This window comes from Sphingomonas kyungheensis (assembly GCF_037120395.1).
GTDB lineage: Bacteria > Pseudomonadota > Alphaproteobacteria > Sphingomonadales > Sphingomonadaceae > Sphingomonas > Sphingomonas kyungheensis.
On sequence record NZ_JBBBDM010000009.1, the window covers coordinates 15,360 to 40,451 of the forward strand.

16 protein-coding genes and 1 riboswitch are annotated in these 25,092 nt (G+C 67.3%); of the genes, 7 read left to right on the forward strand and 9 right to left on the reverse strand.

From position 1 onward, the window contains the following. Positions 1-5 precede the first annotated feature (5 nt). Positions 6-1,007: an alpha/beta hydrolase gene (locus V8201_RS14895; RefSeq protein ID WP_336545769.1), complete on the forward strand. Its 1,002-nt coding sequence runs from the start codon at positions 6-8 to the stop codon at positions 1,005-1,007. Between the two features lie 84 nt (positions 1,008-1,091). On the opposite strand, the gene V8201_RS14900 is transcribed toward V8201_RS14895, so the two are convergent. Next, entirely contained in the window at positions 1,092-4,217 is a 3,126-nt protein-coding gene (locus V8201_RS14900) for a TonB-dependent receptor (protein WP_336545770.1), read from the reverse strand. 263 nt (positions 4,218-4,480) lie between these two features. Here V8201_RS14900 and V8201_RS14905 point away from each other — a divergent pair, with 263 nt between their 5' ends. Then, entirely contained in the window at positions 4,481-6,622 is a 2,142-nt protein-coding gene (locus tag V8201_RS14905) for a TonB-dependent receptor (protein ID WP_336545771.1), read from the forward strand. A 23-nt stretch (positions 6,623-6,645) separates the two neighbouring features. Here the strand turns inward: V8201_RS14905 and V8201_RS14910 are convergent, their stop codons facing one another. After that, positions 6,646-8,487 carry a glycoside hydrolase family 9 protein gene (locus V8201_RS14910; RefSeq protein WP_336545772.1) on the reverse strand — a complete coding sequence of 614 codons (1,842 nt, stop codon included), beginning with the start codon at positions 8,485-8,487 and terminating at the stop codon, positions 6,646-6,648. A gap of 154 nt (positions 8,488-8,641) precedes the next feature. Continuing rightward, positions 8,642-11,464, reverse strand: a complete 2,823-nt coding sequence (locus V8201_RS14915; protein WP_336545773.1) for a TonB-dependent receptor — start codon at positions 11,462-11,464, stop codon at positions 8,642-8,644. Between the two features lie 172 nt (positions 11,465-11,636). Between V8201_RS14915 and V8201_RS14920 the strand changes: the two genes are divergently transcribed. Both V8201_RS14920 and V8201_RS14925 read left to right on the forward strand, forming a co-directional pair. Continuing rightward, complete coding sequence (locus V8201_RS14920; RefSeq protein WP_051583416.1) at positions 11,637-12,128, forward strand: RNA polymerase sigma factor; 492 nt, start codon at positions 11,637-11,639, stop codon at positions 12,126-12,128. After that, positions 12,125-12,991: an endonuclease/exonuclease/phosphatase family protein gene (locus V8201_RS14925; protein ID WP_336545774.1), complete on the forward strand. Its 867-nt coding sequence runs from the start codon at positions 12,125-12,127 to the stop codon at positions 12,989-12,991. The genes V8201_RS14920 and V8201_RS14925 overlap by 4 nt, the downstream gene beginning before the upstream one ends. Before the next feature lie 4 nt (positions 12,992-12,995). Here the strand turns inward: V8201_RS14925 and V8201_RS14930 are convergent, their stop codons facing one another. Next, the gene (locus V8201_RS14930; RefSeq protein WP_336545775.1) at positions 12,996-13,319 is read right to left on the reverse strand and encodes a YnfA family protein; all 324 of its coding nucleotides are present in this window, start codon (positions 13,317-13,319) and stop codon (positions 12,996-12,998) included. Between the two features lie 200 nt (positions 13,320-13,519). On the opposite strand from V8201_RS14930, the gene V8201_RS14935 reads away from it, so the two are divergent. Beyond that, positions 13,520-14,800 carry an MFS transporter gene (locus V8201_RS14935; protein WP_336545776.1) on the forward strand — a complete coding sequence of 427 codons (1,281 nt, stop codon included), beginning with the start codon at positions 13,520-13,522 and terminating at the stop codon, positions 14,798-14,800. A 118-nt stretch (positions 14,801-14,918) separates the two neighbouring features. Here V8201_RS14935 and V8201_RS14940 read toward each other — a convergent pair whose 3' ends face one another. Continuing rightward, a complete protein-coding gene (locus V8201_RS14940) occupies positions 14,919-15,962 on the reverse strand; it encodes a rod shape-determining protein (RefSeq protein ID WP_037534050.1) in 1,044 nt (347 codons plus the stop codon). Between the two features lie 161 nt (positions 15,963-16,123). Between V8201_RS14940 and V8201_RS14945 the strand changes: the two genes are divergently transcribed. Further along, a complete protein-coding gene (locus V8201_RS14945; RefSeq protein ID WP_271300056.1) occupies positions 16,124-16,759 on the forward strand; it encodes an exonuclease domain-containing protein in 636 nt (211 codons plus the stop codon). On the opposite strand, the gene pnuC is transcribed toward V8201_RS14945, so the two are convergent. From pnuC to V8201_RS14960, 3 genes are read right to left on the reverse strand one after another with little or no spacing between them, the layout of a single operon-like run. After that, positions 16,686-17,261: a nicotinamide riboside transporter PnuC gene (gene pnuC, locus V8201_RS14950; RefSeq protein WP_271300057.1), complete on the reverse strand. Its 576-nt coding sequence runs from the start codon at positions 17,259-17,261 to the stop codon at positions 16,686-16,688. The genes V8201_RS14945 and pnuC overlap by 74 nt on opposite strands. Continuing rightward, complete coding sequence (locus V8201_RS14955) at positions 17,258-18,397, reverse strand: phosphotransferase enzyme family protein (RefSeq protein WP_336545777.1); 1,140 nt, start codon at positions 18,395-18,397, stop codon at positions 17,258-17,260. The genes pnuC and V8201_RS14955 overlap by 4 nt, the downstream gene beginning before the upstream one ends. A gap of 2 nt (positions 18,398-18,399) precedes the next feature. Then, the gene (locus V8201_RS14960) at positions 18,400-20,697 is read right to left on the reverse strand and encodes a TonB-dependent receptor (protein ID WP_336545778.1); all 2,298 of its coding nucleotides are present in this window, start codon (positions 20,695-20,697) and stop codon (positions 18,400-18,402) included. Positions 20,698-20,727: 30 nt separating this feature from the next. Continuing rightward, a riboswitch (TPP riboswitch) is annotated at positions 20,728-20,837 on the reverse strand. 262 nt (positions 20,838-21,099) lie between these two features. Here V8201_RS14960 and V8201_RS14965 point away from each other — a divergent pair. Further along, positions 21,100-22,071 (forward strand): HupA family protein, encoded by a 972-nt coding sequence (locus V8201_RS14965; RefSeq protein WP_200870395.1) that lies wholly within the window; start codon positions 21,100-21,102, stop codon positions 22,069-22,071. Between the two features lie 40 nt (positions 22,072-22,111). On the opposite strand, the gene V8201_RS14970 is transcribed toward V8201_RS14965, so the two are convergent. Then, the gene (locus V8201_RS14970) at positions 22,112-24,967 is read right to left on the reverse strand and encodes a TonB-dependent receptor domain-containing protein (protein WP_336545779.1); all 2,856 of its coding nucleotides are present in this window, start codon (positions 24,965-24,967) and stop codon (positions 22,112-22,114) included. Between the last annotated feature and the right edge of the window lie 125 nt (positions 24,968-25,092).

The following is a 25,092-nucleotide window of genomic DNA, read 5'->3' on the forward strand; positions in this document are numbered from 1 at the left end:
TCGGGTTGCTGGCGTCTGCTCTCGTCGCGCTCGGCCTTGCCGGCGCGGCTGTGGCACAGTCCGGCAGCCTCGCGCCGTCGCCCGCCAGGATCGCCGTCCCCAAGGTCGAGCGGGCCGGCGTGTGGCAGCCGACGCCGGGCGGAACGCAGGTGCCGCTGTGGCCGGCGGGCGTCGCTTTGGCCAAGCCGGACAGCGGCGATCATCCCGAGGCGACCGGCAACGGGTCGCCGCTGGTCGGCGGGCGGATGTGGCATTGGGCGAGCTATGTCACCCGGCCGACGATGACGCTCTACAGGCCGAAGGGGCGGAATACCGGCGCGGCGATGATGGTCCTGCCGGGCGGCGGCTTTTACGCGGTCGCGACCGACCTCGAGGGCACCGAGATCTGCGACTGGGTGGTGCGGCAGGGCATGACCTGCGCGATGGTCAAATACCGGACGCCGCAGGTCTGGGAACGGGCGGCGGGACAGCCGCAGCAGCGGCCCAAGGTGCTGCTCGGGCTGGAGGATGCGCAGCGCGCGATGGGCCTGCTGCGGCAGCGCGCCGCCACCTACGGCATCGATCCGCACCGGATCGGCGTGATCGGCTTTTCCGCGGGCGCCTATCTGGTCGCCGACATGAGCAACACGGTCGAGCGCAGCTATCCGCTGACCGATGCCGCCGACCGCCAGTCGCCGCGGCCGGACTTCGCGATCCTCGCCTACGGGGCGCGGATGCTCGACGCCGGCAAGGGCCGCAACAGCCTCGACCTCAAGCCCTGGGTGAGGATCAGCCCGACGGCGCCGCCGACGCTGATCCTCCACGCGATGAAAGATCCGACCGACAATGTCCGCCAGGGCATGGCCTATGCGCTGGCGCTCACCGACGCCGGCGTGCCGGTCGACATGCGCCTGTATGCCAGGGGCGGCCACGCCTTCGGCCTGCGCCCCACCGCCGACCCGATCACCCGCGAATGGCCGGGGCAGGTGCGGCAGTGGTTGGAGGATCTGGGGGTGCTGCCGCGATGAGGGCGCTGCACGATAGACTTTGTCTTCCGCTTGGACGGGAGGGGGGACTCTGCGATGGCGCTGACGCGAGTCCCCGCCCGAATTTTAGAAGTCGAAAGACAATTGTAGGCGTGCGCTCCGTGCATCCTGATATTGGGTCACGATGCGGTAGTAAGGCGACGCCTTGCCTTCGCCGTCGGTGCCAACCTCACTCAAGTTGAGCTTTGGCTGGCGATTGAAGAGGTTGAAAACGGTAGCTCGTAGGGTCATCGCCGCCGAGCCGACGTCGAACTTATAGCTCACGTCGAAGTCGTTGACGATGAGCCAGTCGCTCTTGAAGACGGAGCCACGGGGAATAAGCTGGACCGACCGTGACACCGTCGGGTCTGTATTGATCGAGCCATCTGCATTCACCTGACAGAATAGCCCCGCCGCACCATAGGCCGCTGCATACGGATCGATGCTCTCGGGCACCCGGCCGATGCAGCCATAGCGGCGCGGCGAGAAGGCTTGCAGCTTCCCGCCGATATTCAGCCGGTCGAAGAGAAGATAGCTACCGGCCAACTTGATGACGTGGCGTTTGTCGTTAGGCGAATACCCATAGGTCCCTAGCGTCAGTCCCGGCTGATCGAAATCCGTGGTCAGGCCGGTGTCGCTCTGCCCATTGTCGGTCTTTACGCCGCCTTCGTAATTACCGATCGTCTTGGAATAGGTATAGGATGCATCAAGGCTCCATATGCCGTCAAATTCGCGATGCGCCTCAAAGGTCATGCCTTTGTAGGTACGCCGCGCCTTCGGATAACCTAGATCGGCGGCAGAAAAATCGACGGTGCGAAGCGCCGCTTCTCCATTGATCGGATTTGCCAGGGTAACTCGCGCCGTGCTGCCCGGGTTGATGAGCACGTATTGATGAAAGCCGTTCCAGATTGCGTTGCAGCCGCTGATCTTCTGTTTGCCGCAATAGGCGTTGACCGCCTGATCGATCGATGAATCTTCGAGGACGTCATTGAGTTTCGTGTAGGTGAAATACGCGCCGACCTTCCAGCGCGCGCCGAGCCGCTTTTCATAGCCGAGGATGTATTCGTCGGCGGATTGCGGCTTCAGTCCCTGGGCCACCGTGGTTTCCGCAGACTTCGGCTTGCCGTTGCCAGTGACGCTGCACGCCAGCGCGCCATCATCGAGGCACGCGGCCGCATTGGTATAAAGGATCGGGCTGCCGAGGATCGGGATGTTGGCGTTGGTAAGTCCGTTGAACAGCGCTGTCCGAGTATAATAGGTCTCACCTCCGGTCAGACGGATGTTGGTATTGGAGGCAACGGGCACGAACAGACGACCGAAGCTGCCGTAGATCTTGTCGCGACGATTGCCCACCGGATCGAAGGTAAAGCCGAGGCGTGGGCCCCATTGGTTGCCGGACTTGTAGAAGGTCTGGCTGAGAGCATTGTTGTTTGTGAAGCGATCATTGCGGATGCCGAGGCTCAGGTTGAGCCGGTCGCCGAACATCGCCCAGCTATCCTGCAGATAATAGGCTTCATTGAGCGACGCGAACGTGCCTTCATTAAAGTAGGTCGTGCGGCGGACATAGTCTGTGCCAGCCGCAAGATTATAGGGGTTCCCTGCCTGAGCGGTGTAGATGGTGTAGGAAAGGCCATCGCCGCCACCGCGTGATGCGGTGGTGGACGTCAGTTCCTCACGATCATAGCCGCCCTTGACGTGGTGCGATCCGAGAAGCTTGAAATAGAGGTCGGCATCACCACGATAGAACTTGCGAATGTCATGATCGTCGCTGCGACCACCGCTCGATCGGGTCAGCGGGACGACGGCAAGCGGATTGCGTGCGTCGGTTACGGGCGGCACATTGCCGTTGGTGTCGTTGAAGGATTGCGACACATAGCTGTTCTCATTGCGGCCATAGGCAGCCGACAGGGTCAGCCACTTGCTGAACACGCCCGTGTACCGGCCGACGTAGTTTTCGCCGCCGTACGAGGCAAGCGTTCGGCCGGCGTAGCTTCCGTCTGTGTTGGTGAGGTAGTTATAGCGTGTGTAGCCGCGGGCGGCGCTGCCGAAGGTGTTGAAGAACTGGTTGCCCTTGGTGCTCCAATAGGTGGCTTCGAGCCGCTGACCGCTGACAATCACCGCGTCGATCTTGCCGCCATAAAAAGGTGACGACGTGCCGAAATACGTGCGCGATGTGCCGAGATATTTGTTCGGATTGTCGATGTCCGCCGTGCGGGGATCGCCGAGGAACTGACGACCGGCGCTGACCGAGCTGTCATTGCGCGCTTGGTACAGGCCGTAGAAGAACAGGTGATCCTTGATGATCGGGCCGGAGAGCTGGAACGTGGTCGAGCGCGAGTCTGCACGGCTTCCGTCATTGTCTGAAAAGAAAGTATCGCGCGTGTGCATCCGCAACTCGTGAGGATTCCACGAGAACAAGATGCCGCCATGAAATTCGTTGGATCCGGATTTGGTCGTCGCGCTGGTAAAGCCACCGGTTGAGCGGCCGAACTCTGCCGCATAGCCGCCGGATTTGACCTCGATGGTCTGGTAGAAATCAAACGGAACGCCCGCAGGGCTCAATCCTTTGCGGAAGTCGGTGATGTTAAGGCCGTTCACGAAGAATGCATTCTCCGAGACAGCGCCGCCGTTGACCGATGCGAGCCCGCCGAAGGCGCCCGAGCCGCTTGCCGTACCAGGCGCCAGCAGGAGAACCGAAGTCAGGTCCCGGGCCACGGGCAGGCGGGCCGCCACATCCGCGACGTTGATGACCTGGCCTGTCGTCGTCAGGTCGAAATCCGTAGTGGCAATACGTTTGCTGGTTACGACGATGTCCGTTCCGCCGGTTTCGCTACTTCCCGCTTTGGCAAGGCGGAACTGGTTCGATGCCGACCCCGGCGCAAGCGTCACGTCCGTTTCCACATAGGTGTCATAGCCGTCTGCGTCGACGGTGAATTGGTATCTGCCCTGCCGCAGCTCCGGAATGCTGTAGACGCCGCTTGTGTTGGTCGTGACGGTTCGGGTGAAACCCTGATCGATGGACCGGATAGTGACATGTGCATTGCTGATAGGGTGGCCGGCGGCATCGAGCACTGTTCCGCTCGCGCTGAAACTGGAGAAACCTTGCGCCTTTGCGGTCGGTATCATTGCGCTGCCAGCGATGGTGAGGGCCATGAGGCCCATCGCCACCGAAGCCAATAATTGGGATCGCAGTTTTTGATCTTGCTTTTCCATATGATCCGCCTCTTATCCCTGTGCCTTTTTGTCCGGTTATCGTATCCGGTATACGAAGACTGACCATTACGGACATGAACACAATGGCGTTTTTGGAGAGACGGGCAAAATCTCCCGACCTGTCGTAAATTTGTCACGATCGCGACCGGGCCTTGAGGGAGCTCCTCGGTCGAAGCCGCTACGGACGCAGCTCATCGATTCACCCCTTGATACAATATAACATGGCGCTATGGGGCGACGCCTTGGTTCAGGGGAAAGCGATCATGACCTCCTATCTCGTCGGCGTCAGCCTGTTGTCGATCCTCGCCGCGCCGGCGCTGGCGCAGACCGGGGCCGATCCTGCCGCGCCGCCCGCGGCCTCCACGCGCGCGGCCGCGTCGAACGACATCATCATCACCGCGCCGGTGCAGCAGAGCGAGCGCGACGTGCTCCAGGGAACGTCGGTGCTCGCCGGCGAGGCGCTGACGCGCAACCTGCGGCCGACGATCGGTGAGACGCTGGCGCGGTTGCCGGGCGTATCGGCGACGTCGTTCGGGCCGTCGGCGTCACGGCCGATCCTGCGCGGCTTCCAGGGCGAGCGCATCCGCGTGCTCACCGACGGGATCGGCTCGATCGACGTGTCCAACACCAGCGTCGACCATGCGGTGATCATCGATCCGCTGCTCGCCGAGCGGATCGAGGTGCTGCGCGGCCCGTCGGCGCTGCTGTTCGGATCGTCGGCGGTCGGCGGCGTCGTCAACGTCATCGACACGCGCATCCCGCGCTCCGTGCCCGACAAGGGCTATCGCCTCGCCGGCATCGCCAATTACGGCAGCGCCGCCAGCGAGCGATCGGTCGAGGGCGCGGGCGATGTCGCGGTCGGCCAGCATCTCGTGCTGCATGCCGACGGATCGTACCTCAAGTCCGACGATCTGCGCATCGGCGGCTATGCCTTGTCGCGCGCGGCGCGGGCGGCGGCGACGAGCCAGATCGGCCTGCCGCAGGACAGCGAGGAGCCGATCGACTTCGCCGCCTCGACCCGCATCCGCGGCCGCCTGCCCAATTCGGCCGCGGAGACGTGGACCGCGGGCGTCGGTGCGGCGATCATTACCGACACCGGCAACCTCGGCGTGTCGTACAGCCATTACGACAGCCTCTACGGCGTGCCGATCCGCTATGCGACCGCGGTCGGGCAGGAGCAGGAGGCGCCGCGCCTCTCCGTGGTGCAGAACCGCTACGATCTGCGTGGCGAGGTGCAGACCGGCGGCGGCGTGCTCGATCGCATCCGCATCCGCCTCGGCCATGCCGATTACCGCCATTTCGAGCTGGAGGAGGACGGCAGCGTCGGCACCGCCTTCTACAACAACGGCACCGAAGGGCGGCTCGAACTGGTCCAGGCGAACCATGGCGGCTGGAGCGGCGCGTCGGGCGTGCAATATTTCAACCGGCTGTTCAACGTCGTCGGCGACGAGGCCTTTCTGCCGCGCAACGCCACCGACCAGACCGGGCTGTTCACGCTGCAACAATTCGCCAGCGGGCCGTTCCGCGCCGAAGGCGGGCTGCGCTACGAATGGAGCACGCTCGCCGCCCGCGCCGATCAGGACAATCGCTTCTTCAGCGGGCAGCGCAGCTTCCAGGCGCTGTCGGGGTCGCTCGGCGCCTCCTATGCGCTCAGCGATGCGGTGCGGATCGGCATCAACGGTTCGCGCACCGAACGCGCGCCCTCGGCGGAGGAGTTGTTCGCCAATGGCGGCCATGCGGGGACGCAGGCCTATGAGCTCGGCAGCCCCGACTTCCGGCTGGAAAAGTCATGGGGCCTCGAAGCGACGCTGCACGCGCATACCGCCGGGGTGAATTTCGACGCCTCGGCCTATTACAACTGGTTCAGCAACTATATCTCGGAGAACCAGGTCGATCCGTCGGTCTGCGTCGCCGCCGCCTCGCCGTCCGGCCGCGTCGTCGACCTGCCCTGCTTCCAGTATCAGCAGGCGGATGCGCGCTATTACGGGTTCGAGGCGGACGTGTCGGCGACGCTGTTCCGGCTGGGGCAGGTGCGCGTCAACGGCGACCTGCTCGGCGATTACGTCCATGCCTCAATCGTCGATCTGGGGCCGGTGCCGCGCATCCCGCCGGCGCGCGTGCTCGGCGGACTCGAGGCGCAGGGCGACCGCTTCACGCTGCGCGGCGAGGTCGAGCATCTGTTCGAGCAGAACCGCATCACCGCGTTCGAGACGCCGACGCAAAGCTATACGATCGCCAATGCGAGCCTCAGCCTGTCGCCGTTCGGGCGCGACAGCAAGACGACGCTGCTGCTCTCGGCGAACAATCTGTTCGACGTCAACGTCCGCCGCCACGCGAGCTTCCTCAAGGATTTCGCGCCGCTCGCCGGACGCGACCTGCGCGCCACATTGCGCTTCGCGCTATAGGCGCCGCCGCCGCGGCGTGCCGCTCAGCCCTTCGCGGGCGGCACGCCGCGCGTCGCATCGAGGAAGGCGGTGACCCAGACGAGCGGGGCGTTCCAGTTGATCGCCACCTCGTTCACCGTGAACGCCTGCCAGTCGTCGCGCCAGCAGGTCTGGCCGATACAGCCCTTGAGCTGCGCGTCGGCGGTGCCCGCGCCGTCATTGGGGCCGCCCGACAGCACGCCCGGCGGCGGCGCGGGGAAACGCGGATCGGCTGCCTGCGCCCAGAAGCGGTGGTGCGGATGGCGCATCGGCCGGCTGCCGAAGCCGGTGACGTAGGAGCGATCGAGCGCGTTGCGGCCGAAGACGTAGTCGGCGACGTCGATCATCGCGGCGCGATAGGCGGGGCGATGGCTGATCTGCCAGGCGACGCCGAGCAGCATCGCGCGGTTGAGCAAGGTCGCATTGGAGCCCCAGACGTATTTCCGTCCTGCCATCGGCAATTGGTAGCCGCTGCGCGCGCGCTCGGCGAGCAGCCGGTCGGCGAGGCGCAGCAGCTGCGCGCGGATCGCGGCTTCGGTCGCCGCGGGCAGGCGGTTGGGCGTCGTCGCCAGCGTCATCATCCCGGCGAGCGCGGTGCTGCCCCAGCTGAGATCGACGCCGTCGTCGACCAGATAGGGCGAGGTGGTGATGACCTGGGCATAGGCCGGATCGCCGGTGGTGACGAACAATTGCGCCGCCGCCCAGAAGCGTTCGTCGCTCACCGTCCTGTCGCCATAGCCGCCGCTGCCGGTGAAGTCGGAGCTGGCATAGAGATCGGGCACGCGCGTGGCCGCCGCCCAGCCGCGTGTCGCGGCGGCGAGGGCGGCGGCGACGAAGGCGGGGTCGCGCTCGCGCCAGATCCGCGCCGCCTGCGCCGCGACCGCGACCATGTTGAGCGTCGCCGCGGTGGTCGGCGGATAGAGGAAGCGCGGCATCGGATCGGCGGCGGGCGCGGTCGGCAGCGGCGTCCAGGCGACGTCGGCGACCTTGCTGTGGACGAGGCCGCCCGCATCGATCGTGCGGAAATCGCGCGCCGGCGCCCCGCGATCGGTGGTGAAGGCGACGGTGAGCGAGCGACCGGCGGGGATTTGCATCGCGAGCAGGAAGCGCACCTCGACCTTCGCCTCGTCGAGCAGATCGTCGTTGCCGTTGCCGTTCTCGGGCAAGGCGAGCCGTCCGTCGGCGAAGGCGTTCGCATCGCCGAGCGCGGCGAGCCGCTCGTGCAGATCGAGCAAGGTCCAGGCGGATAGGCCGCCGTTGACGACATATTTGCCCTGGTCGCCGGCATCATACCAGCCGCCGGTGGTGTCGAGCGAATAGTCGCAGCCCGGCCAGGTGACGCCGCGCTGGTCGCGGCCGTGGAAACAGGTGACGCGCTCGTGCGGATGACCGGCGGCGCGGGCGAGGTCGGGACGCGGCACATAGCGCGCGAGGATCGGTACGCCGCTGCGCTGCTGGTAGAAGAAGCTCATCGCCGCGGTGGCGGCATCGGCATAGGGGCGATCGAGGATCGCGAACGGCTGGCTGCGCGCGCTGCCGACGGCGAGCCGATAGCGGCCGGGGCGCGTCACGCTATCGAAGCGGATGCGCGCGACGCGCTCGCCCGAGCCGGGATCGACGCCGAACGGCTCGGTCGTGCCGTGCGCCACCGTGCGCCCGGCGGTGTCGAGCAATTGCCAGTCCTGCGGCGCCTCCGTCGGCGTGGCGAGGATCGCGGTCTTGGGGCCGTGCGTCTCGTAACCGATCTGGTCGACGCGGATCGCGCTTGCCGCGGGTTCCGGCGCGGGCGCCGCGGCGCCGAGGGTCAGCGCGAGCGGAATCGTCCACAGGCCTCGGTTGCGTCGCATCGCTCGTCTCCCCCCAATCAGCTGCGCCTTCATAGCGACTGAAAATGCAATTGAAGCAGCTATTTAGTCTATAACTCAGGGCAGGGCCGATCGTCTCGGCCGGTGCCGCTGCCGGGGAAGGTGACGGCGCCGGTGGTGGCGCCGTCACGATCGGTCAGAACGAATATTTCAGGCTGGCGAGCGCGGTCGTCCCCGAATTGACGATGTCGGAGATCGCCAGCGAGCGGCGGCCGATATGCGCCCAATAGGTATAGCTGTTGAACAGATTGGCGATCGAGACGTCGCCCTTCACGCCATGGCCGAAATCGGCACCGACGTGCAAGTCGACGCGCCGGATCGGCCGCACCCAGCGCTGATCCCAGCCGGTCGGCTGACCCAGATAGCTGTACGATTCGAGATAGGCGCCGGTGTAGCTGTAGAGGGCGTCGATCGAGAATCCGTGCAGCGCATAGAAGACGCGGCCCTGTGCGATCACGTCGGGGGCGTTCTGGATCGGCGCTTCGTTGCCGCCACCGATATCGACCTTGGTCCACTGGCGGGTCAGGTTGGCGCCGATCCCGAAGCCGCGCAGCGCGCCGGGCAGCTCGACGAAGGTCTTCTGCGTCTGGAATTCGAGCCCGTAGATATTGCCGCCGCCGCCGTTGCGCGGCTGGTTGACGAAGGTCTGGTTGGTGCCGTCGCTGGTCGCGGTGTTGAGCAGCATCGTGCCGCTGTCGTACATGTAGTTGCGCAGCCGCTTGTAATAGCCGCCGAGCATCGCATAGCCCGAGGGCGCGAAATTCCATTCGACCGACGTGTCGACGTTGGTCGCGCGGATCGCCTTGAGATCGGGATTGCCCTGCACGATCGTGGTCTTGCCGTCGTCGCCGGTCCGGCTCGTCGCGCTGCCGCCCAATTGGAAGAAGGGCGGGCGCGTGTAGGATTGCCAGATGTCGCCGCGGGCGACGATGCCGGACGTCGGCCGCCAGTTGACGAACAGGCTGGGCAGCAGCGCGTCGTAATGCGAGCGATTGCCGGCGAAGGCGCCGGGCTGCTCGACCTTGCCGACGTAACGGATCTGCCAATAGGTGTTGCGGATGTCGGTATGTTCAAAGCGGATGCCGGGGATGATCTCCACGTCGCCCGTCTTCAGCGTCGTGGTCGCATAGCCGGCGCTGACCGTCTCACTGCCCTTGAGCGTGCCGCAATTGCGGTTGTTGACGTACAGATCGCCGCAGGTGTCGAAGCTGTTGTACGGCGTCCCGTCGAAATTGGCGGCGAATTGATATTTGTTGAAGAGGTCGAACAGCGCCTGCTTGTCGAAGCGCGGCAGTGACCATTCGTACAGGCCGGGATAGGTGTGCGCATAACGGCCGCCGGTCAGGCCCAAGGCGGCCCAGGTCGCGGTCTTGCCAAGGTAATTGGCGACATAGTCGGTCGTCCAGTCGCGGCTGGTGACGGTGCGGCGGCTGGTCTGCACCTTGGCGCCGAACGCGACCGACTGCACGATCCCGGCCTGATCCGACAGATCGCGGCTGATGTCGATCCGGCTGCCCCATTTGCGCTGGCCGCTGAACTGTTCGGTGAGCTGGCCGGCGCGGCGGGCGGGCAGCACATCGGCCGCATGGTCGAAGGCGTCGAAGATCGCCGGATCGAGCAGGGCGACCGGATATTTGTCGCGATAGCCGATCGACTGGCCGCCGAGCGGATATTTCGCGCCGTTGGTGTATTTGTCCGACTGGTTGCTGCGCGCCGAGGCCTCGATATGATTGGGCCGGTTGTTGTGGCCTTCGCTGAAGAACAGTTCCGGGGCGATCTTCCAGCCGCCGAGCTGCGCCGCGCCGCCGAACGCCGCGGTGGCGAGGATCGACGTTTCGGGATTGGTCTCGAAATAATTGCGCACCGAAACCGCCGGCACGACGAGCTGGTAGCGATCCGTACCTGCCGTCTGCACCCATGACTTGGTGCCGCCGTTGAACTGCGCGAGGGTCGAATCCTGCGTCGTCATCGCCTTGGCATAGCTGCCGCGCAGATAGAGCTGCGTGCCGTCCGCGCCGCGCCAGTCGAGCGAGCCGTTGCCGCCGAAGCGGTTGGTCGCGCCGCTCGACACGCCCGCGTCGAAGCCGGTCAGCGCCGCGTTGCGTTCGGGATCGAGGCCGGGATAGGCGTGGCCCTTGGCATCGGCGGCATTGGCATAGCCCCAGCTGCCGTCGTCATGCGCCGATTGCGCGCCGCGGATCTCGCTGTTGGTATAGGTGCGCCGCTCGAAATAGCCGCTGACGTAGACGCCCATCTGATGATCGGGGCCGAAACGCGTCGACAGCGCCGCCGCGGCGCCGCCGCCCAGCCCGTCGTCGTGATATTTGCGCGCGCGCGTCTCGATCCGGCCGAGCGCGGTCAGGCTGCCGTGCGGCGCGTCGCCATAGTCGAAGGCGGTCGGCGTGCGGAAATCGACGGTGCCGCCGATCGCATCGCCGTCCATGTCGGCGCGCGACGCCTTGTTGAGCACGATCGTGTTGAGGCCGGTCGGCGGCAGCAGGCTGAGCTGCACGCCGCGGCTGTACGGCTGGCCCTGCGCGACGTTGACGCCGTTGATCAGGTTGACGTTATATTCGGAATTGAGACCGCGGATCGCGACATACATACCCTCGCCGCGCGACGCGCCGTCGACTCCGCCGATGAACGACGAGCCGGTGTTGACGACGTTGACGCCGGGCAGCAGGCCGAGCGCCTCGGCGACGTTGTGCACGGCGGTGTGGCGCAGATCCTCCTCGGAGAGCACGGCGATCGGCTGCGCCGCGGCGAACTGGATGGCGGCGGCCTGTTTGCGCGTGCCGATGACGACGATGTCGCCGGCGCGATCGTCCCGGCCCGAGGCGCCGGCAGCCGTGGCGTCCGCGGCGGCGGCCTGCGCCGGCTCCTGCTGCGCGAGCGCCGGTGCGGCGCAGATGGTCATCGTGCCGGCCAGCAGCACGCTCTTGAATGGCAATCGCAACATGTCAGTCCCCCAAAATGAGTCCACCCGCCCTTCGCGGACGAAGGACGGGTGCAGCCGGAAGGACGCAGCGCCGGTGGAGATTCCCCATCGGCAAAAAGGATCGTTTTGGTCATATCCCTGTCACCGATCGGCCCTAACGTGTCGCGAGGCGATGATTGCAAGGACGGGTGGAGTGACGCTGGCGCCAATCGACGCTGCCGAAATCAACGCGCTGCGCCAGTATCTTCGCCGCCGACTGCGCGATCCTGCCGATGTCGACGACCTGATGCAGGACGTCTATCTGCGGCTGCTCACCACTCAGGCGTCAGCAGTCGACCATGCCGCGGGCTATCTCCGGCGGATCGCCGCCAATCTGATGATCGACCGGCATCGCCGGCAGGTGACGCGGTTGTTCGACCGGCATCTGCCGCTCGACGACAGCATCGCCGCCGCCGGCGCGCTCGGTCCGGATCGCGCCGTCGCGGCGCGCCAGCAGCTGCGCCGCCTCGACGCCGCGCTCGATGCGCTGCAACCGATCGCGCGTGACACGTTCCTGCTCGTGCGCGTCGAGGGGCTGAGCCACAAGGAGGCGGCGCGGCGGATCGGCGTCACCCCCAAGGCGGTGTCGCATCACGTCGAGCGGACGCTGGCGCGGCTCGCCGACCGGTTGGAGATGGTCGAATGAGCGGCCGGCGCTCCCGCGCGCTGCGGCTGTTCGCCGCCGCGACGATCGGGCTCGGCCTCGTCGGCGCGGCACCGGCGGCGCGTCCCGACCTGCGCGTGATGACCTTCAACGTCCGCTATCTCAATCCGGACGACGGCGCCAATCGCTGGGCCGACCGGCGCGCGCTGTTCGTCGCCACCGTCCGCGCGGCGGACCCGGACGTGATCGGCACGCAGGAGCTGTTCCAGGCGCAGGGCGACGACATCGTGCGGGCGCTGCCGCGCTTCCGCTGGTTGGGGTGCGACCGGTTCGGCGGCCATGCCGACGAGCATATGGGGATCGTCTATCGGCGCGACCGGCTGCGGCTGCTGCGTCACGGCCGCTTCTGGCTGTCGCCGACGCCGTCGCGGCCGGGCAGCCTCGGCTGGGGCGCGACGCTGCCGCGGATGGCGAATTGGGGCGTGTTCGAGACGCGCGCGACGCCGCGCTGGCGGTTCCTGCTGCTCGATACGCATCTCGCCAATCGCGACAGCGAGGATGCGGTGGCGCGGCAGCGTTCGGCGGCGCTGATCGCGCGCCGCCTGCCGGCGCTGGCGCACGGGCTGCCGATCGTGCTGACCGCCGATCTCAACGCGGTGCCGGACAGCGCGGCGCATCGACGGCTGACGGCGCTGCTCACCGACGTCTGGGAGCAAGCGGAGCTGCGCGCAGGGCCGGCGGGGACCTTTCACGACTTCACCGGCGTGCCGGGCGACCGGATCGACTATATCCTGGTGCGCGGCTTCCGGCCGGTGTCGGCGCGGGTGCTGACCGATCATGACGGCGCGCGCTATCCGTCGGACCATTTCCCGGTCGTCGCCGATCTCGATCGGACCGCGCGCTGATCGCTCAGCCGCGGTGCGGGCCGAGTGCGATCACCGCCGCGCCGATCAGGCACAGGCCGGTGCCGGCGCAATCGTAGCGATCGGGCCGGACGCCTTCGACACGCCACAGCCAGAGCAAGGCGGCGGTGATGTAGATGCCGCCATAGGTCGCATAGGTCCGCCCGGCCGCCGCCGCCTCGACCCGGGTGAGCAGCCATGCGAAGGCGACCAGCGCGAGGCATCCCGGGATCAGCCACAGCGGCGAACGCCCCATCCGCAGCCACGCCCAGAAGGCGAAGCAGCCGGCGATCTCGGCAAGCGCGGCGGCGGCGTAGAGGACGAGCGTCATCGCCAGCCCATAACAGGTCGCGGCGGGATTGGGGACGCGCGGGCGTCGGTCGACGGCACCGCGACGGCGAGGCGTGATGGTGCGCGCGCCGCTGCCGCCTCGCGTCGCGCCCGTGTCGCGGAAGTGCAAGCAACGCGCGCTAGGCTCGCCGCGCCATGGCCAGCGCCCCACTCCTATCGCCCGGGCGGCCCGCCGTTTCGATGCAGCTCGGCTATAGCCTCGGCAATCTCGGCAAGAGCGTCGTGCTCACCGTGTTCGATACCTTCCTGCTCTATTATCTGGTGCGGATCGCCGGGGTGGCGCCGCTCGCGGCGGGCGGGCTGCTGGGCGCGGTGATGCTGTGGGACGGCGCGGCGGATGTCGGTGTCGCCTTCCTGACCGATCGCTCCGGCCATGTCGGCGCGTTGCGCCGGCTGGTGCTGATCGGCAGTCCGCTGTGCGCGATCAGCTTCTGGCTGATCTTCACGCTGCCGCCGGCCGACGGGTCGTGGCCGATCGCGCTTGCGGTGATGCTGTGCCGCGCCGGCTTCGCGCTCTGCGACATCGGGCACAATACGCTGATCGTCCGCTTTGCCGCCGATCCGCGCATCGCGGCGGGCGTGTCGGGGATGCGGCTGATCTGCAGTGCCGGCGGGGTCGGGCTGGTCGGGCTGGCGACCGCCGCGATCCTGACCGCGCCGCCGGCCGCGCGCGCGGCGACGATCGCCGCGGCGGCGATGATCGGCGGCGCGCTCTATGCCGGTACGCTGCTGGTCGCCGTGGTCGCGACGCGACGGCTGCCGGTGCCGCCGACGCCCGGCGGCGAGCGGCGCAGCGCTGCGGCGGTGATCGGCGACCTGTGGCGCAACCCGCCGTTCCGGCGGCTGCTCTGCCTGCTGCCGCTGCAATCGGGGCTGGTGCCGCTGTTCGTGCGGGCGCTCGCCTTCACCGGCGAGGCGACGCGCGGCGGCGCGCAATGGGCGGGACCGGCGCTGGCGACGATCGCGCTCGCGCAGGCGCTGTCGCTGCCGGTGTGGATGGTCGCCGCACGCTGGCGGCGTCCGCAGGCGCTGCTGGTGCTGGCGCATGGTGCGATGCTCGTCGCGCTCGCGATGCTCGCCGCCACGCTGGGTGCGGGCGTCGACGTCATCGGGCTGACGCTGATCGGCATCGCGCAGGCGGGGATGAACATGGCGATCTGGGCGATGCTGGCGATCGCGGTGCATCGCGGCGCGGGCGAGGGGGTGATGGACGAGGCGCTGCCGGTCGGCGTCTTCCTCGCCGTCATCAAGGCAAGCGGCGGGCTGGGCCATGCGCTGCTCGCGCTCGTCGTCGCCGCGGCGGCCTGCCCGCGGTGCGGCGCGACGCCGGGAATGGTCGCGACGATCGCCTGGCTGCTGCCGGCGCTGGGCTGCGGCGGCGTGCTCTGGCTGGTCCGGGGCGGGCGGCGATCGCCCGCCCCGCTTAGGGTTCCGGAGACCGTCGCATCCGCCCCGTCATGAAAGTTCATTTTATATTTGACGACGGCTGATGAATAGGTCAGACCAATCATGCCGTTAGGCATCCTCCCCAACAGGATTCTCGGGGCCGCTTCGGCGGCCCTCTTTTTTTGCCCGCCGCCTAGAGGTCGTGCAGCACCCCCTTCAGGGCATCGTCCTCGAGCGCCCGGCCGGCACCCAGCGCGACGCAGAGCAGCGGCGATTCGGCGACCGTCACCGGCAGGCCGGTGGCGCGACTCAGCGTCTCGTCGAGCCGCCGCAGCAGTGCGCCGCCGCCGGTCAGCACGATCCCCTGTTCGACGATATCGGCGGCGAGCTCGGGCTCGATCTGTTCGAGCGTCTTCATCACCACCTCGACGATCTGCGCGACGAGGTCGGCGATCGCATCGGCGATCTCGCTCTGGCCGATGCCGATCTCCTTGGGGATGCCGTTGGTGAGATCGCGGCCGCGGACGCGCATCTGCAGGTCGTTGCCGTCCGCCGGGCGGCAGGCGGCGCCGATCTGCTGCTTGATCCGCTCGGCGGTCGCCTCGCCGATCATCAGATTGTGCTTGCGGCGGATGTGCGAGGCGATCGCCTCGTCGAGCTTGTCGCCGCCGACGCGCACCGAATTGCTGTAGGCGAGCCCGCCAAGCGACAGCACCGCCGCCTCGGTGGTGCCGCCGCCGATGTCTACGACGAGGAAGCCGACCGGGGCGGTAATCGGCAGCCCGGCGCCGATCGCCGCAGCGAGCGATTCCTCGATCAGCGACACCTTGGCGGCGCCGGCGCTGGTCGCCGCCTGACGGATCGCGCGCCGCTCGACCTGCGTCGAATTGGCGGGGACGCAGATCACCAGCCGCGGGCTGCGCATCCGCCGGCCGCTGTCGCCGTGCACCTTGCGGATGAAATGCTTGATCATCTGCTCGGCGACGTCGATGTCGGCGATGACGCCGTCGCGCAAGGGGCGGATCGTCTCGACGCCCTGCGGCGTCTTGCCCATCATCAATTTGGCGTCGGCGCCGACCGCGAGCACCTTGGGCACGCCGTTTCGCGTCTCGATCGCCACCACCGAGGGTTCGTCGAGCACCATGCCGCGGCCGGCGACGAACACCAACGTGTTCACGGTGCCAAGGTCGATCGCCATGTCGTGGGAGGCGAAGCCGAAGGGCAGGGACAGGCGCAGGGGAATACCTCGTCAGCAGGAGAGACCCGCCGCATTGGGCCTGCACCGGGCAGCGTCAACCAGTGTTGCGCCCATCGGCCTGCCGCGACGGACGGATGGTTTCAGAGGGACATAGCCGCAGCTTGCCGCGCTCGTGCCGGGGGCGTAGATCGCCGGGGATCGTGGCTGCCCCTTCCCCTCCCGCCGGCAACGACGCGGCCGCATGCGACTTCGTCGTCATCGACGTCGAGACCGCCTGCGCGCGGGTGAGCAGCATCTGCCAGATCGGCATCGTCGGCTTTCGCGACGGCGGCGAGCTGTTCAGCTACGAGACGTTGCTCGACCCGTGCGACGACTTCCACCCGATCAACACGCGCATCCACGGCATCGCCGCGCATCACGTCATCGGCCGGCCGACCTTCGCGCATGTCCATGCCGCGATCGGCCGCCATCTGGCCGGGCGCGTCACCGTCGCGCATTCGTCGTTCGACAAGGGCGCGCTCGCCGCGGCGTGCCGGGTGCATGCGCTGCCGGAGATCGCGACGACCTGGCTCGACAGCGTGCGGGTGGCGCGACGCGCCTGGCCCGATCTGCCCAATCACAAGCTCGGCGGGCTGGCGCGGTTCCTCGGCATCCCGCACCGCCACCATGATGCGCTGAGCGATGCGCGCGCCGCCGGCTGGGTGATGCTGCACGCGATCGAGCAGACCGGCCTGTCGCTCGCCGACTGGCTCGCGCCGCCGGTCAGGCGGGCGCGTGCCGCCCGCGCCGCGCCCCCCGCCGCCACTGGCGATAGCCGAGAACCGCCAGCAGCGTGATCGCCGCATAGAGGCCGGCGGTCAGCCACAGGGCCTTGACGATGAACATGCCGACATAGGTGACGTCGACGATGATCCACAGCAGCCAGCTTTCTGCATGGCGGCGCGCGGTCCAATATTGCGCGACGAGGCTGAAGCTGCTCAGCGTCGCGTCCATCCACGGCAGCGCGGCATCGGTGTAGCGACTGGTCAGCCAGCCGACCGACGCGGCGGCGATCGCGCCGATGGCGAGGCCGGCGACCGCCTGCCGCGCGGGCAGCGGCGCCACCGCCACCACGCCGCTGTCGCGCACGCCGCGCAGCCAGGCGAGCCAGCCGTAGAGGATCGCGATGCCGAACGCGCCCTGCAACACCATGTCGGCATAGAGCCGCACGTCGAGGAACAGCTTGGCGTAGAGCGCGCAGGCGAGCAGGTTGACCGGCCAGCACAGCATCCGCCGCCGCGCGGTCAGCCAGATGCCCGCGAAGCTGACGACGACCGCGACGATCTCGAGCGGGCTCATCCGCCCGTCCCGCGGATCGTCGCGAGCAGGGCGCGTCCCGGCGGCGTCGCGAACCAGCCGACATGGCCGATCGCATATCCGTCCCACGCCAGCGCGGCGGCGGCGGGATCGTCGACCACCGCGGTGAAATAATCGGCTTCCGACAGCGCGAATTCCAGGTGACTGAGCGGCAGCAGCCACGCGATCGTCGCGCGATCCGCCGCGCCGAGCGGCCGCACCGCGGCATAGCCGGCGAGCAGCGCGGTGACCGCGGCGGGATCGGCGATGGCATCGGTCTGCGGCAGGTCGAGCCAGTTCAGCATCCGCTCGATCGCGGTGGCGATATCCTGCACCGCGCAGCTGCGGTCGGCGAGGCCGAAGTCGATCACCGTCCGCACCGTGCCCTGCGGCGTCCATAGCAGGTTGGACGGATGCCAGTCGTTGTGCGTCCACAGCGACGGCTGCGGCGCGAGCCGCTCGGCCAGACCCCCGGCGTGCTGCGTGAGGACGGCGGCGAGCTGCTCCTGCCACGGCCGTGTCGCCAGAAAGGCGGCGAGCCGCGGCCGCGCCGCGACATAGGCCTGCGCCGTGGCGAGCGGATCGGGTGCCGGCAGGATGGTGAAGCTGGCGATGAGCGGCGCGGGCGCGCGGGGCGGTGCCGCATAGTCGCGCGCCGCCTCGTGCAGCCGGGCGAGCATCCCGCCCGCGGCATAAGCATGGTCTCGCGACAGATAGGGCGTCCACGACTGGCGCTCGCGGTACAGATCGATGCCCGGTGCGGCGACGTGCAGCTCGTAGCAAGAGGAGTCGATCGCGATCGCGCTCGCGTCGTCGTCGCTGGCCAGACCCTGCGGCACCGGCAGGCCGGCGTCGGCGAGATGCGCAATGAAGCGATGTTCTTCGGCGAGGCCGGCGACGCTGCGGATGCTGCAATGGTGCCGCTTGAGCAGCAGCGCGCCGCGATCGGTGTCGATCAGCGCCGCCGCCGAAAAGGGCCGCGGCGAATGCCAGCGCAGCGCGGCGAACCGCCCCGCCGCGGGAAAGCGCGCGATCACCGCCGCCGCCTCCGCCGCGGTGATCGGCGGCCAGACCGGCGCCTCGAGCGCTTCGCCCATGCCGTGGACGCGATGCGCGTCGGGATCGGCGGCGTGCGCCATCCTCAAAAGGCGCGCGCGATCGTCGCGATCACCGCCGCGCCGCTGCCGATATAATAAGCCGGTGCCCCGCCGGCGATGACGCTGCCGTTGCGGCCGGTTGTGTCGCGCGCATTGGTCGTCACCGCCTGCACGCCCGACAGGACGTGCGGGTCGGTGACGTTGATCGCGTTGACGCGCAGGTCGGTGCGCTTGCCGTCGAGCCAGTCGGCAAGGTGGACGCCGATCGACAGGTCGAGCGTCGCATAGCCCGGAATGCTCTCGTCGTTCAGGAAGGTGGCATATTGGCGGGCGAGATATTTGCCGGCGATGCTGCCGAACAGACGGCCGTCGTCATAGATGCCGCCCGCGCCGACCTGTACCGTCGGGCTCGACACCGCATGCTTGCCGCGCGTCGGCAGCAGGTCGCCGTCGACCGGCAGATCGTCGTCGATCCGCGCATGGAGGTATTCGCCCGAGACGTACAGGCTGACCCCGGCGGCGGGGCGGTAATCGACCTCGGCATCGACGCCATAAGAGGTTTGGCCGCCGGCGTTGAGCGTCGTATTGACCTGCGCACCGCCCGATTGGACGATCGTCGCGAGCTGGCGGTTGCGGAACGTGTAGTGGAAGCCGGTGACCGACGCCGACAGGTTCGCGCCGATGAAGCGATAGCCGAGCTCCTCGGACACGGCATATTCGTTCTTGAGCGCGTCCGTCCCCTGCGCCGCCAGCACGCCGCCCGCATAGCTGTCGTAGAGCGTGAACTCGTTCGGCGTGCGGAAATTGGTGGTGACGTTGGCGAACAGCTGCTGCCGGTCGTCGAGATCGAAGTGGAGCGCGGCGCGCGGCAGCGCGGCGAAGCTGTCGAGCCGCACGCTCGATTGCGGGCCGGGCAGATAGTTGCGGCCGTTGCGCAGCACGTCGACACCCTTGATGCCGAGCTCGAGCGTCAGCCGCGGCGTCAGCGCGATCCGGTCGGCGACGAAGGCGCTCTTGGTGACGGTGACGGTGCGCTGGTTCTCGTACGCGAGCAGCCGGCCGTCGGCGGTGCGGATCGCCTTGGCGCGATAGCCCCAGCGGTCGGTCGGCGTACCGTCGGGGTTGAGGCTGGTATAGGATTGCGTGACGCGATCGGTGCCATAGTCGAACCACAAACCGGCGGTGAGGCGATGCCGCCCCGCCTCCAGCACCAATTTGGCGACGCTGCCGCCGCGGAACTGGTCACCGGTGTAATTGCCGAGCACGGTGGCGACGCCGTCGACCGCGCCGGGCAGCGTAATCGCGCCGAGCGCCTCGTCGCCGAGGAAATTGCCCTCGCTGGTCAGCTGCGTCCCATAAGGCGAGTTGCCATAGCCCCATTGCGCGTAGCTGGTGCTGTCGAAGCTCAGCGCCTCGCCAAGCCTGAGGTGGACCGGCGCGGAGGCGTAGAGGTTGCGGAACGGCGCGCGATAGAGCTTCCAATAATCGGTCGCGCCCGGCGTGTAGCGGCTCGCATAATTGAAGCCGCGTCCCTGCGCCTGCCAGTCGGCGAGCGTCGGGCTCGGATAGGTCGAGCTGTTGGCGTCATTGTACGACAGTGCGAGGCTGGCGCGATTGTCGCCCCATTCGTTGAGCAGCTTGGCGTCGACATGCTGGCGGACGTCATAGCCGGCGCCGCGCCAATTGTCGGCGCGGGTGTAGGAATAGGACAGGAAGGCCTTGAGCCCGGTGCCGGCGATCGCGCCGCTGTCGACGCGGGCGAAGGCGCGCCGTGCCGCATAGCTGCCGAGCGACAGGTCGACGAGCGCCTGCGGCCGCGCCTTGGGATCGTCGAGCGCCAGCGACAGCAGCCCACCCGCGCCGCCGAGCGTCGGCGAGTCGATATCGACCGATCCTTGCGCGAGTCCGATCCGCCGCAGGTTGCCGGGATCGGCGAATTGCGCCGGATAGGCGTAATAATAACCGATGTCGTTCTGCGGCGCGCCTTCCATCAGCACGCCGATCTCGTCCTGGCCAAGTCCGCGCAGCGTCAGGCTCGAACTGGTCGACAGGCCATAGGGATCGCTCGACGCGACGGTCGCGCCGGGGAGCAGCGCGACGAGCTGGAAGGCATTGAGCGTCGGGGCCTGTTTGACGATGTAATCGGCGGAGATCGCGCTCTCGGCGCGCGGTGTTTCCTGATCCGGCAGCAGCCCGGCGGGATCGGCGCGGCCGATCACGCGGATGTCGGTGGTCTCGCCCGTCTGCGCGGCGGCGGGGGCGGCGACCGCGGCGAGCGCCAGCGTGAGCGGCGGCAGCGCACGGCGCAGCGCGAAGGGAGCATAAGGCAGGTCAGCCGACATCGTTCGCATCCACGTCATCCGGAGGAACGACGGCGGACCGCGCACCCTCCCTACGCCGGTATCACCCGGATCAGGTTCAGCGGGTCGTGGGCTGCTGCCCACCTCTCAGCCACACGTCAGCGGCCCCCCGGGGAGGGCGTGGCTTAGCGGCTTTGGCGGGAGGGCGATAGGGGGTTGAGCGGTGGGTTTGGTGCGTGGTTAGGTAAAGTTCTGTATTACAGAATAATAAGTCGGACTTGTAACAATATCGAAGCAAAGAAAATAACGATCGATCATATTCCGGTGCGGCGCGGCAAATCAAAAAAGTCGGATATTGTAAGCAGTAAGCATATAGCAGATTCTATATCGCCTACCTTGGGTAATTCGGACAGCCGCGCTTCTATAAATGAGTTAGGGTGAGCGATGGGCGCGCCCGATCTGATGGAGTGCGTAATGAAGCGGCGTTTGATGACGGCGATGGTGCTGGTCCTGGCGACGAGCGGATGCGGCTCGGATGGCAAGGGCGGTTCGGCGCCGGTACCGGTGACAACAGGCAGCACGCCCGCGCCGACCCCGGCACCCACTCCCGCCCCGACGCCGGCGCCTACTCCGGCCCCGACGCCCACTCCGGCGCCGACGCCTACTCCTGCGCCGACAGCTCGCGTATACACCTACGAAAAGGCGGCCGATTTTACGAAGGATCGAAGCTTCACCGGCTATGACCGAATGGATATCAATCTTTCTGCTGGGAAATTTGTCGCGATTGCTTTGTCTTCGTCGGAAACGGGGGTGACGACCTATACCACGCAGGGCGGGACGGTCACCTTGGCTGACAGCACCGACCTGCCGGGGAAAGGTACCTACTCGGCGGGTAACGGCACGTTTTCCGTACGGCGCAAGTTGGAGTTCAACGCTTCGGGCGGTTACGTGCTGCTCGGTTTGCCGGACGGTCTCTCCAAGTACGAAAGTTTCGCCGAAGCGCAGTTCAACGATGACAAGGTCGCGCGCCTGCTCATCATTGGTTCGCCGACCAATCCAATCGAAATTCCAACCACCGGAACGTTGACGTATTCCGCGCTGATAGCGGAACAAAACAACGCAAAGGATCAGGTGGCTGCCCAAGCGTTGACAGTTGATTGCGCTACAGGGGCTGTATCGGGAACTATTCCTCTCGTCGTGAAAGACGGTTCGGGTTCGGTGCCATTTACGATAACCGGAACGAAGGATGGCAGCGCCCGCATATCGGGGACGCTTAAAAGCCAGGATGGCAAAATTACGGGCACCTTTATCGGTCGCCTCTACGGCCAGGGTGCCAAGGAGATCGCGCTCTTGGTCAGCTTCAAGCTGGCCGACGGTGGCTTCGACGCAGCTCTCCTCACCGGCCGCCTGCAATAACATACAACGTGCCGGGGCCAGCGCCCCGGCACGCCACCCCTTACAGTCCGTAGGACAGGCGCAGATAGCCGAAGCGGCCGGGGATGTCGTAGGTCGTCGGGTCGTAATTGTTGAGGCTGCAGCTGAAGCAGGCCGGCGGGTCCTTGTCGAAGACGTTGTTGACGCCGAAGGTGAAGGCGAAGCGCGAGTCCAGCCAGCGCGGGCGGAACTGGAGCTGCGCGTCGCCGTAGAGGCGGCTCTTCAGCTCGTTGTCGGCGGAAATCTCCTGGACATTGTCGATATAGCGGGCGGTGATGCTCGCGGTGACCGGGCCGATCGACCAGTCGATCGTGCCGAGGCCCTTGAAATGCGGATAGGTCTGGTCGGGTGAGCCGCGCTCGGTGCCGACATAGTCGGTGGTGGTGAAGCCGCCGGTCGCCGGCGTGCTCTCGGCATATTTGAGCAGGTAATTGCCCGAGACATAGAGGCCGAAGCGACCCGCGCCGGTCTCGCCCGAACGGATCGTCAGCGTCGCGTCGATGCCGCGGGTGCGGACGCCGCCGGTGTTGAGCAGCAGGCCGTTGATCGCGGTGACGATGCCGCTCGGCGCGCGCCGGATCGCCGCGCAGCTCAGCGCATCGCCGGTCTCGGCGCAGCGGCTGAGCAGCACCTGCGCCGGGATCGAGGCAATCGCGCCCTCCACCTTGATGTCGTAATAATTGACCTCGAGGCTGAGCGCCGAGAGCGTGCCGCCGCGCGCCCAGCGCGGGCTGTAGACGCCGCCGAACAGCAGGGTCCGCGCGGTCTCCGGACGCAGGTCGGGATTGCCGCCGGTCAGCACCGGCAACTGGCCGCCCTGCGGCTCGGCATAGCTGCCGCCGGCGGGGACGCCGTTGGCGATGCAATTGGTCCGCACCGTCGCGTTCGAGGCGAACTGGCCGCCGCTCGCGCTGGTGCACGGATCGTCGATCGACGCATCGAACCGCGACTGCGCGCCGTACAGCTCGCCGATCGACGGAGCGCGCAAGGATTCGGCATATTGGCCGCGCAGCAGCAGGTCGCTGACCGGCTTCCACAAGGCGCCGCCGCTGAACGTCGTGTTGCTGCCGAAGGTCGAGTAATTGGAGTGGCGTACCGCGCCGTTGAGTTCGAGCGAGGCGATCGCGGGCAGGTCGCGGAGCAGCGGCAGGCGGATCTCGCCATAGACTTCGTCGACGTTGAACTTGCCGCTCGCCGCCTGTGCCGGGATGTCGGCGCCGAGCCCGGCCTGGATCACCGGATCGGGGGTGAAGCTGCCGAACTGGTAGCGATGCTCATAACCGATCGCGATGCCGACCGGGCCGCCGGGCAGGTCGAACAGCTCGCCCGACAGATTGGCGGTATAATCGTTGAGCGTCTGGCTGCTGCGGTCACGCTCGTCGAAGCCGATATAGCCGAGCATCGCCGGGGTGATCGAGCCGACGCCGCCGAAGAAGTTGAACGGCACGCAATCGTCGGTGCACTGGCTGACCGGGCCGATCGCCCGGGCGAGCTTGGCGGCGTTGATGTTGCCGGTGAACAGCTGCTTGGCGTCGTTGTAACCGATCACCGCATTGGCATCCCAATACCAATTATGGCCGAACATGCGGAACTTGCCGTCGAGCGTGCCGGTCAGCGACATGGTGTCGACCTGCTGGCTGTAGGTACGCTGGCCGGCCTCGACCAGGCGGCGGAAGATCGCGGTGTAATTCTGCCCCGGCGTCAGCGTCACGCCGAACGGATTATAGGGGTTGGTCGCGTCGACCGACAGCGTGTCGAGCAGATTGCCGTTGCCGACGTCCGGGCCGATGCCGAGCGGCAGATAGGCGGCCTGATTCTGCGAGTTGCGGCGATTGTACACCGCCTTGACGCGCAGGTTGAGCGCATCGGAGAAACTGGCGCGCGCGTTGACGAAACCGCCGTAGCGTTCGACCGGGGTGAGGAAATAGTTGAACGGCGCGAAATTATAGCGGTCGGCCGCGGTGAAGGCCTTGAAGTCGCCGGTCGCCAGCGTCGGGTCGTATACCGGGCGGCCGCTCGCCACCGGTCCGCGCAGCGTCAGGTTCTGGCCGTTGACGAGGAAGCGGCCGAGCGGGGTGAAGCTGGAACAGCCGCCGATCGGGTCCGAACAGCTCGTCTGGCCGGGATTGGGATATTGCGAGATGCTGCGGTCGGCGGCGCTGACCGCTTCCTGCTTGGTGTAATAGCCGCCTGCGACGACATGGACATGATCGTCGCCGAGCCCGTAGCTGAGCTGGTAATCCTGCGTCTTGCCGTCATTGTCGCCGAGGAACTGGCCGTATTGCGCCGACGCCTTGAGCCCCTTCTGATTCTGTTTGGTGATGATGTTGACGACGCCGGCGATCGCGTCCGAACCATATTGCGGCGAGGCGCCCGATTGCAGCATCTCGATCCGCTCGATCATCGACGAGGGAATCGAATTAAGATCGACGGTGGCGGGGATGCCGCTCGCCGAGGCGCCGTTAACGTAGCGCAGGCCGTCGACCAGCACGAGCGTGCGCTTGGGGCCGAGATAGCGCAGGTCGAGCACCGCCGAGCCCGCGCCGACGCCGCCGCCGTCGGGCGGATTGCCGAAATTGCCCGAGCTGTTGAACTTCGAGTTGAGACCGCCCGACGAGGCGGGCAGCCGCTGCAGCACGTCGGCGACCGACGACAGGCCGGTGCGCGCGATCGCCGCATCGTCGACGGTGACCACCGGCGAGGGCTGGTCGAGCGGATCGCGGCGGATGCGCGAGCCGGTGACGACGATGTCCTCCGCCGGCGCCTCGGTGGCGGCGGGCGCGGTCGGCGTCTGCGGATCGGTGGCGAGCTGCGCCGACGCGACCTGCGCGGACAGCGCCAGCCCGGCGACCATCGCCAGACGGGAAGATCGGATCATCCAGGTCGTTGCACGCATTGCTGTTCCCCTTGTCTGCGCCCTTTGCGGTGTCGCACGATCATTATGCAGCAAAGGCGCCCGACGACCATATGATGCGACGCGATCGGGCATTTCGGTACGGATAT

What these genes read in the sequence shown, in the direction of transcription:
- V8201_RS14930 (WP_336545775.1), bottom strand. Translation starts at nt 13,319, where the DNA reads ATGACGCTCGTCCTCTACGCCGCCGCCGCGCTTGCCGAGATCGCCGGC.
- V8201_RS14960 (WP_336545778.1), bottom strand. Translation starts at nt 20,697, where the DNA reads ATGTCGGCTGACCTGCCTTATGCTCCCTTCGCGCTGCGCCGTGCGCTG.
- V8201_RS14915 (WP_336545773.1), bottom strand. Translation starts at nt 11,464, where the DNA reads ATGTTGCGATTGCCATTCAAGAGCGTGCTGCTGGCCGGCACGATGACC.
- V8201_RS14970 (WP_336545779.1), bottom strand. Translation starts at nt 24,967, where the DNA reads ATGATCCGATCTTCCCGTCTGGCGATGGTCGCCGGGCTGGCGCTGTCC.
- V8201_RS14900 (WP_336545770.1), bottom strand. Translation starts at nt 4,217, where the DNA reads ATGGAAAAGCAAGATCAAAAACTGCGATCCCAATTATTGGCTTCGGTG.
- V8201_RS14910 (WP_336545772.1), bottom strand. Translation starts at nt 8,487, where the DNA reads ATGCGACGCAACCGAGGCCTGTGGACGATTCCGCTCGCGCTGACCCTC.
- V8201_RS14905 (WP_336545771.1), top strand. Translation starts at nt 4,481, where the DNA reads ATGACCTCCTATCTCGTCGGCGTCAGCCTGTTGTCGATCCTCGCCGCG.
- pnuC (WP_271300057.1), bottom strand. Translation starts at nt 17,261, where the DNA reads ATGAGCCCGCTCGAGATCGTCGCGGTCGTCGTCAGCTTCGCGGGCATC.
- V8201_RS14925 (WP_336545774.1), top strand. Translation starts at nt 12,125, where the DNA reads ATGAGCGGCCGGCGCTCCCGCGCGCTGCGGCTGTTCGCCGCCGCGACG.
- V8201_RS14955 (WP_336545777.1), bottom strand. Translation starts at nt 18,397, where the DNA reads ATGGCGCACGCCGCCGATCCCGACGCGCATCGCGTCCACGGCATGGGC.
- V8201_RS14965 (WP_200870395.1), top strand. Translation starts at nt 21,100, where the DNA reads ATGGGCGCGCCCGATCTGATGGAGTGCGTAATGAAGCGGCGTTTGATG.
- V8201_RS14935 (WP_336545776.1), top strand. Translation starts at nt 13,520, where the DNA reads ATGCAGCTCGGCTATAGCCTCGGCAATCTCGGCAAGAGCGTCGTGCTC.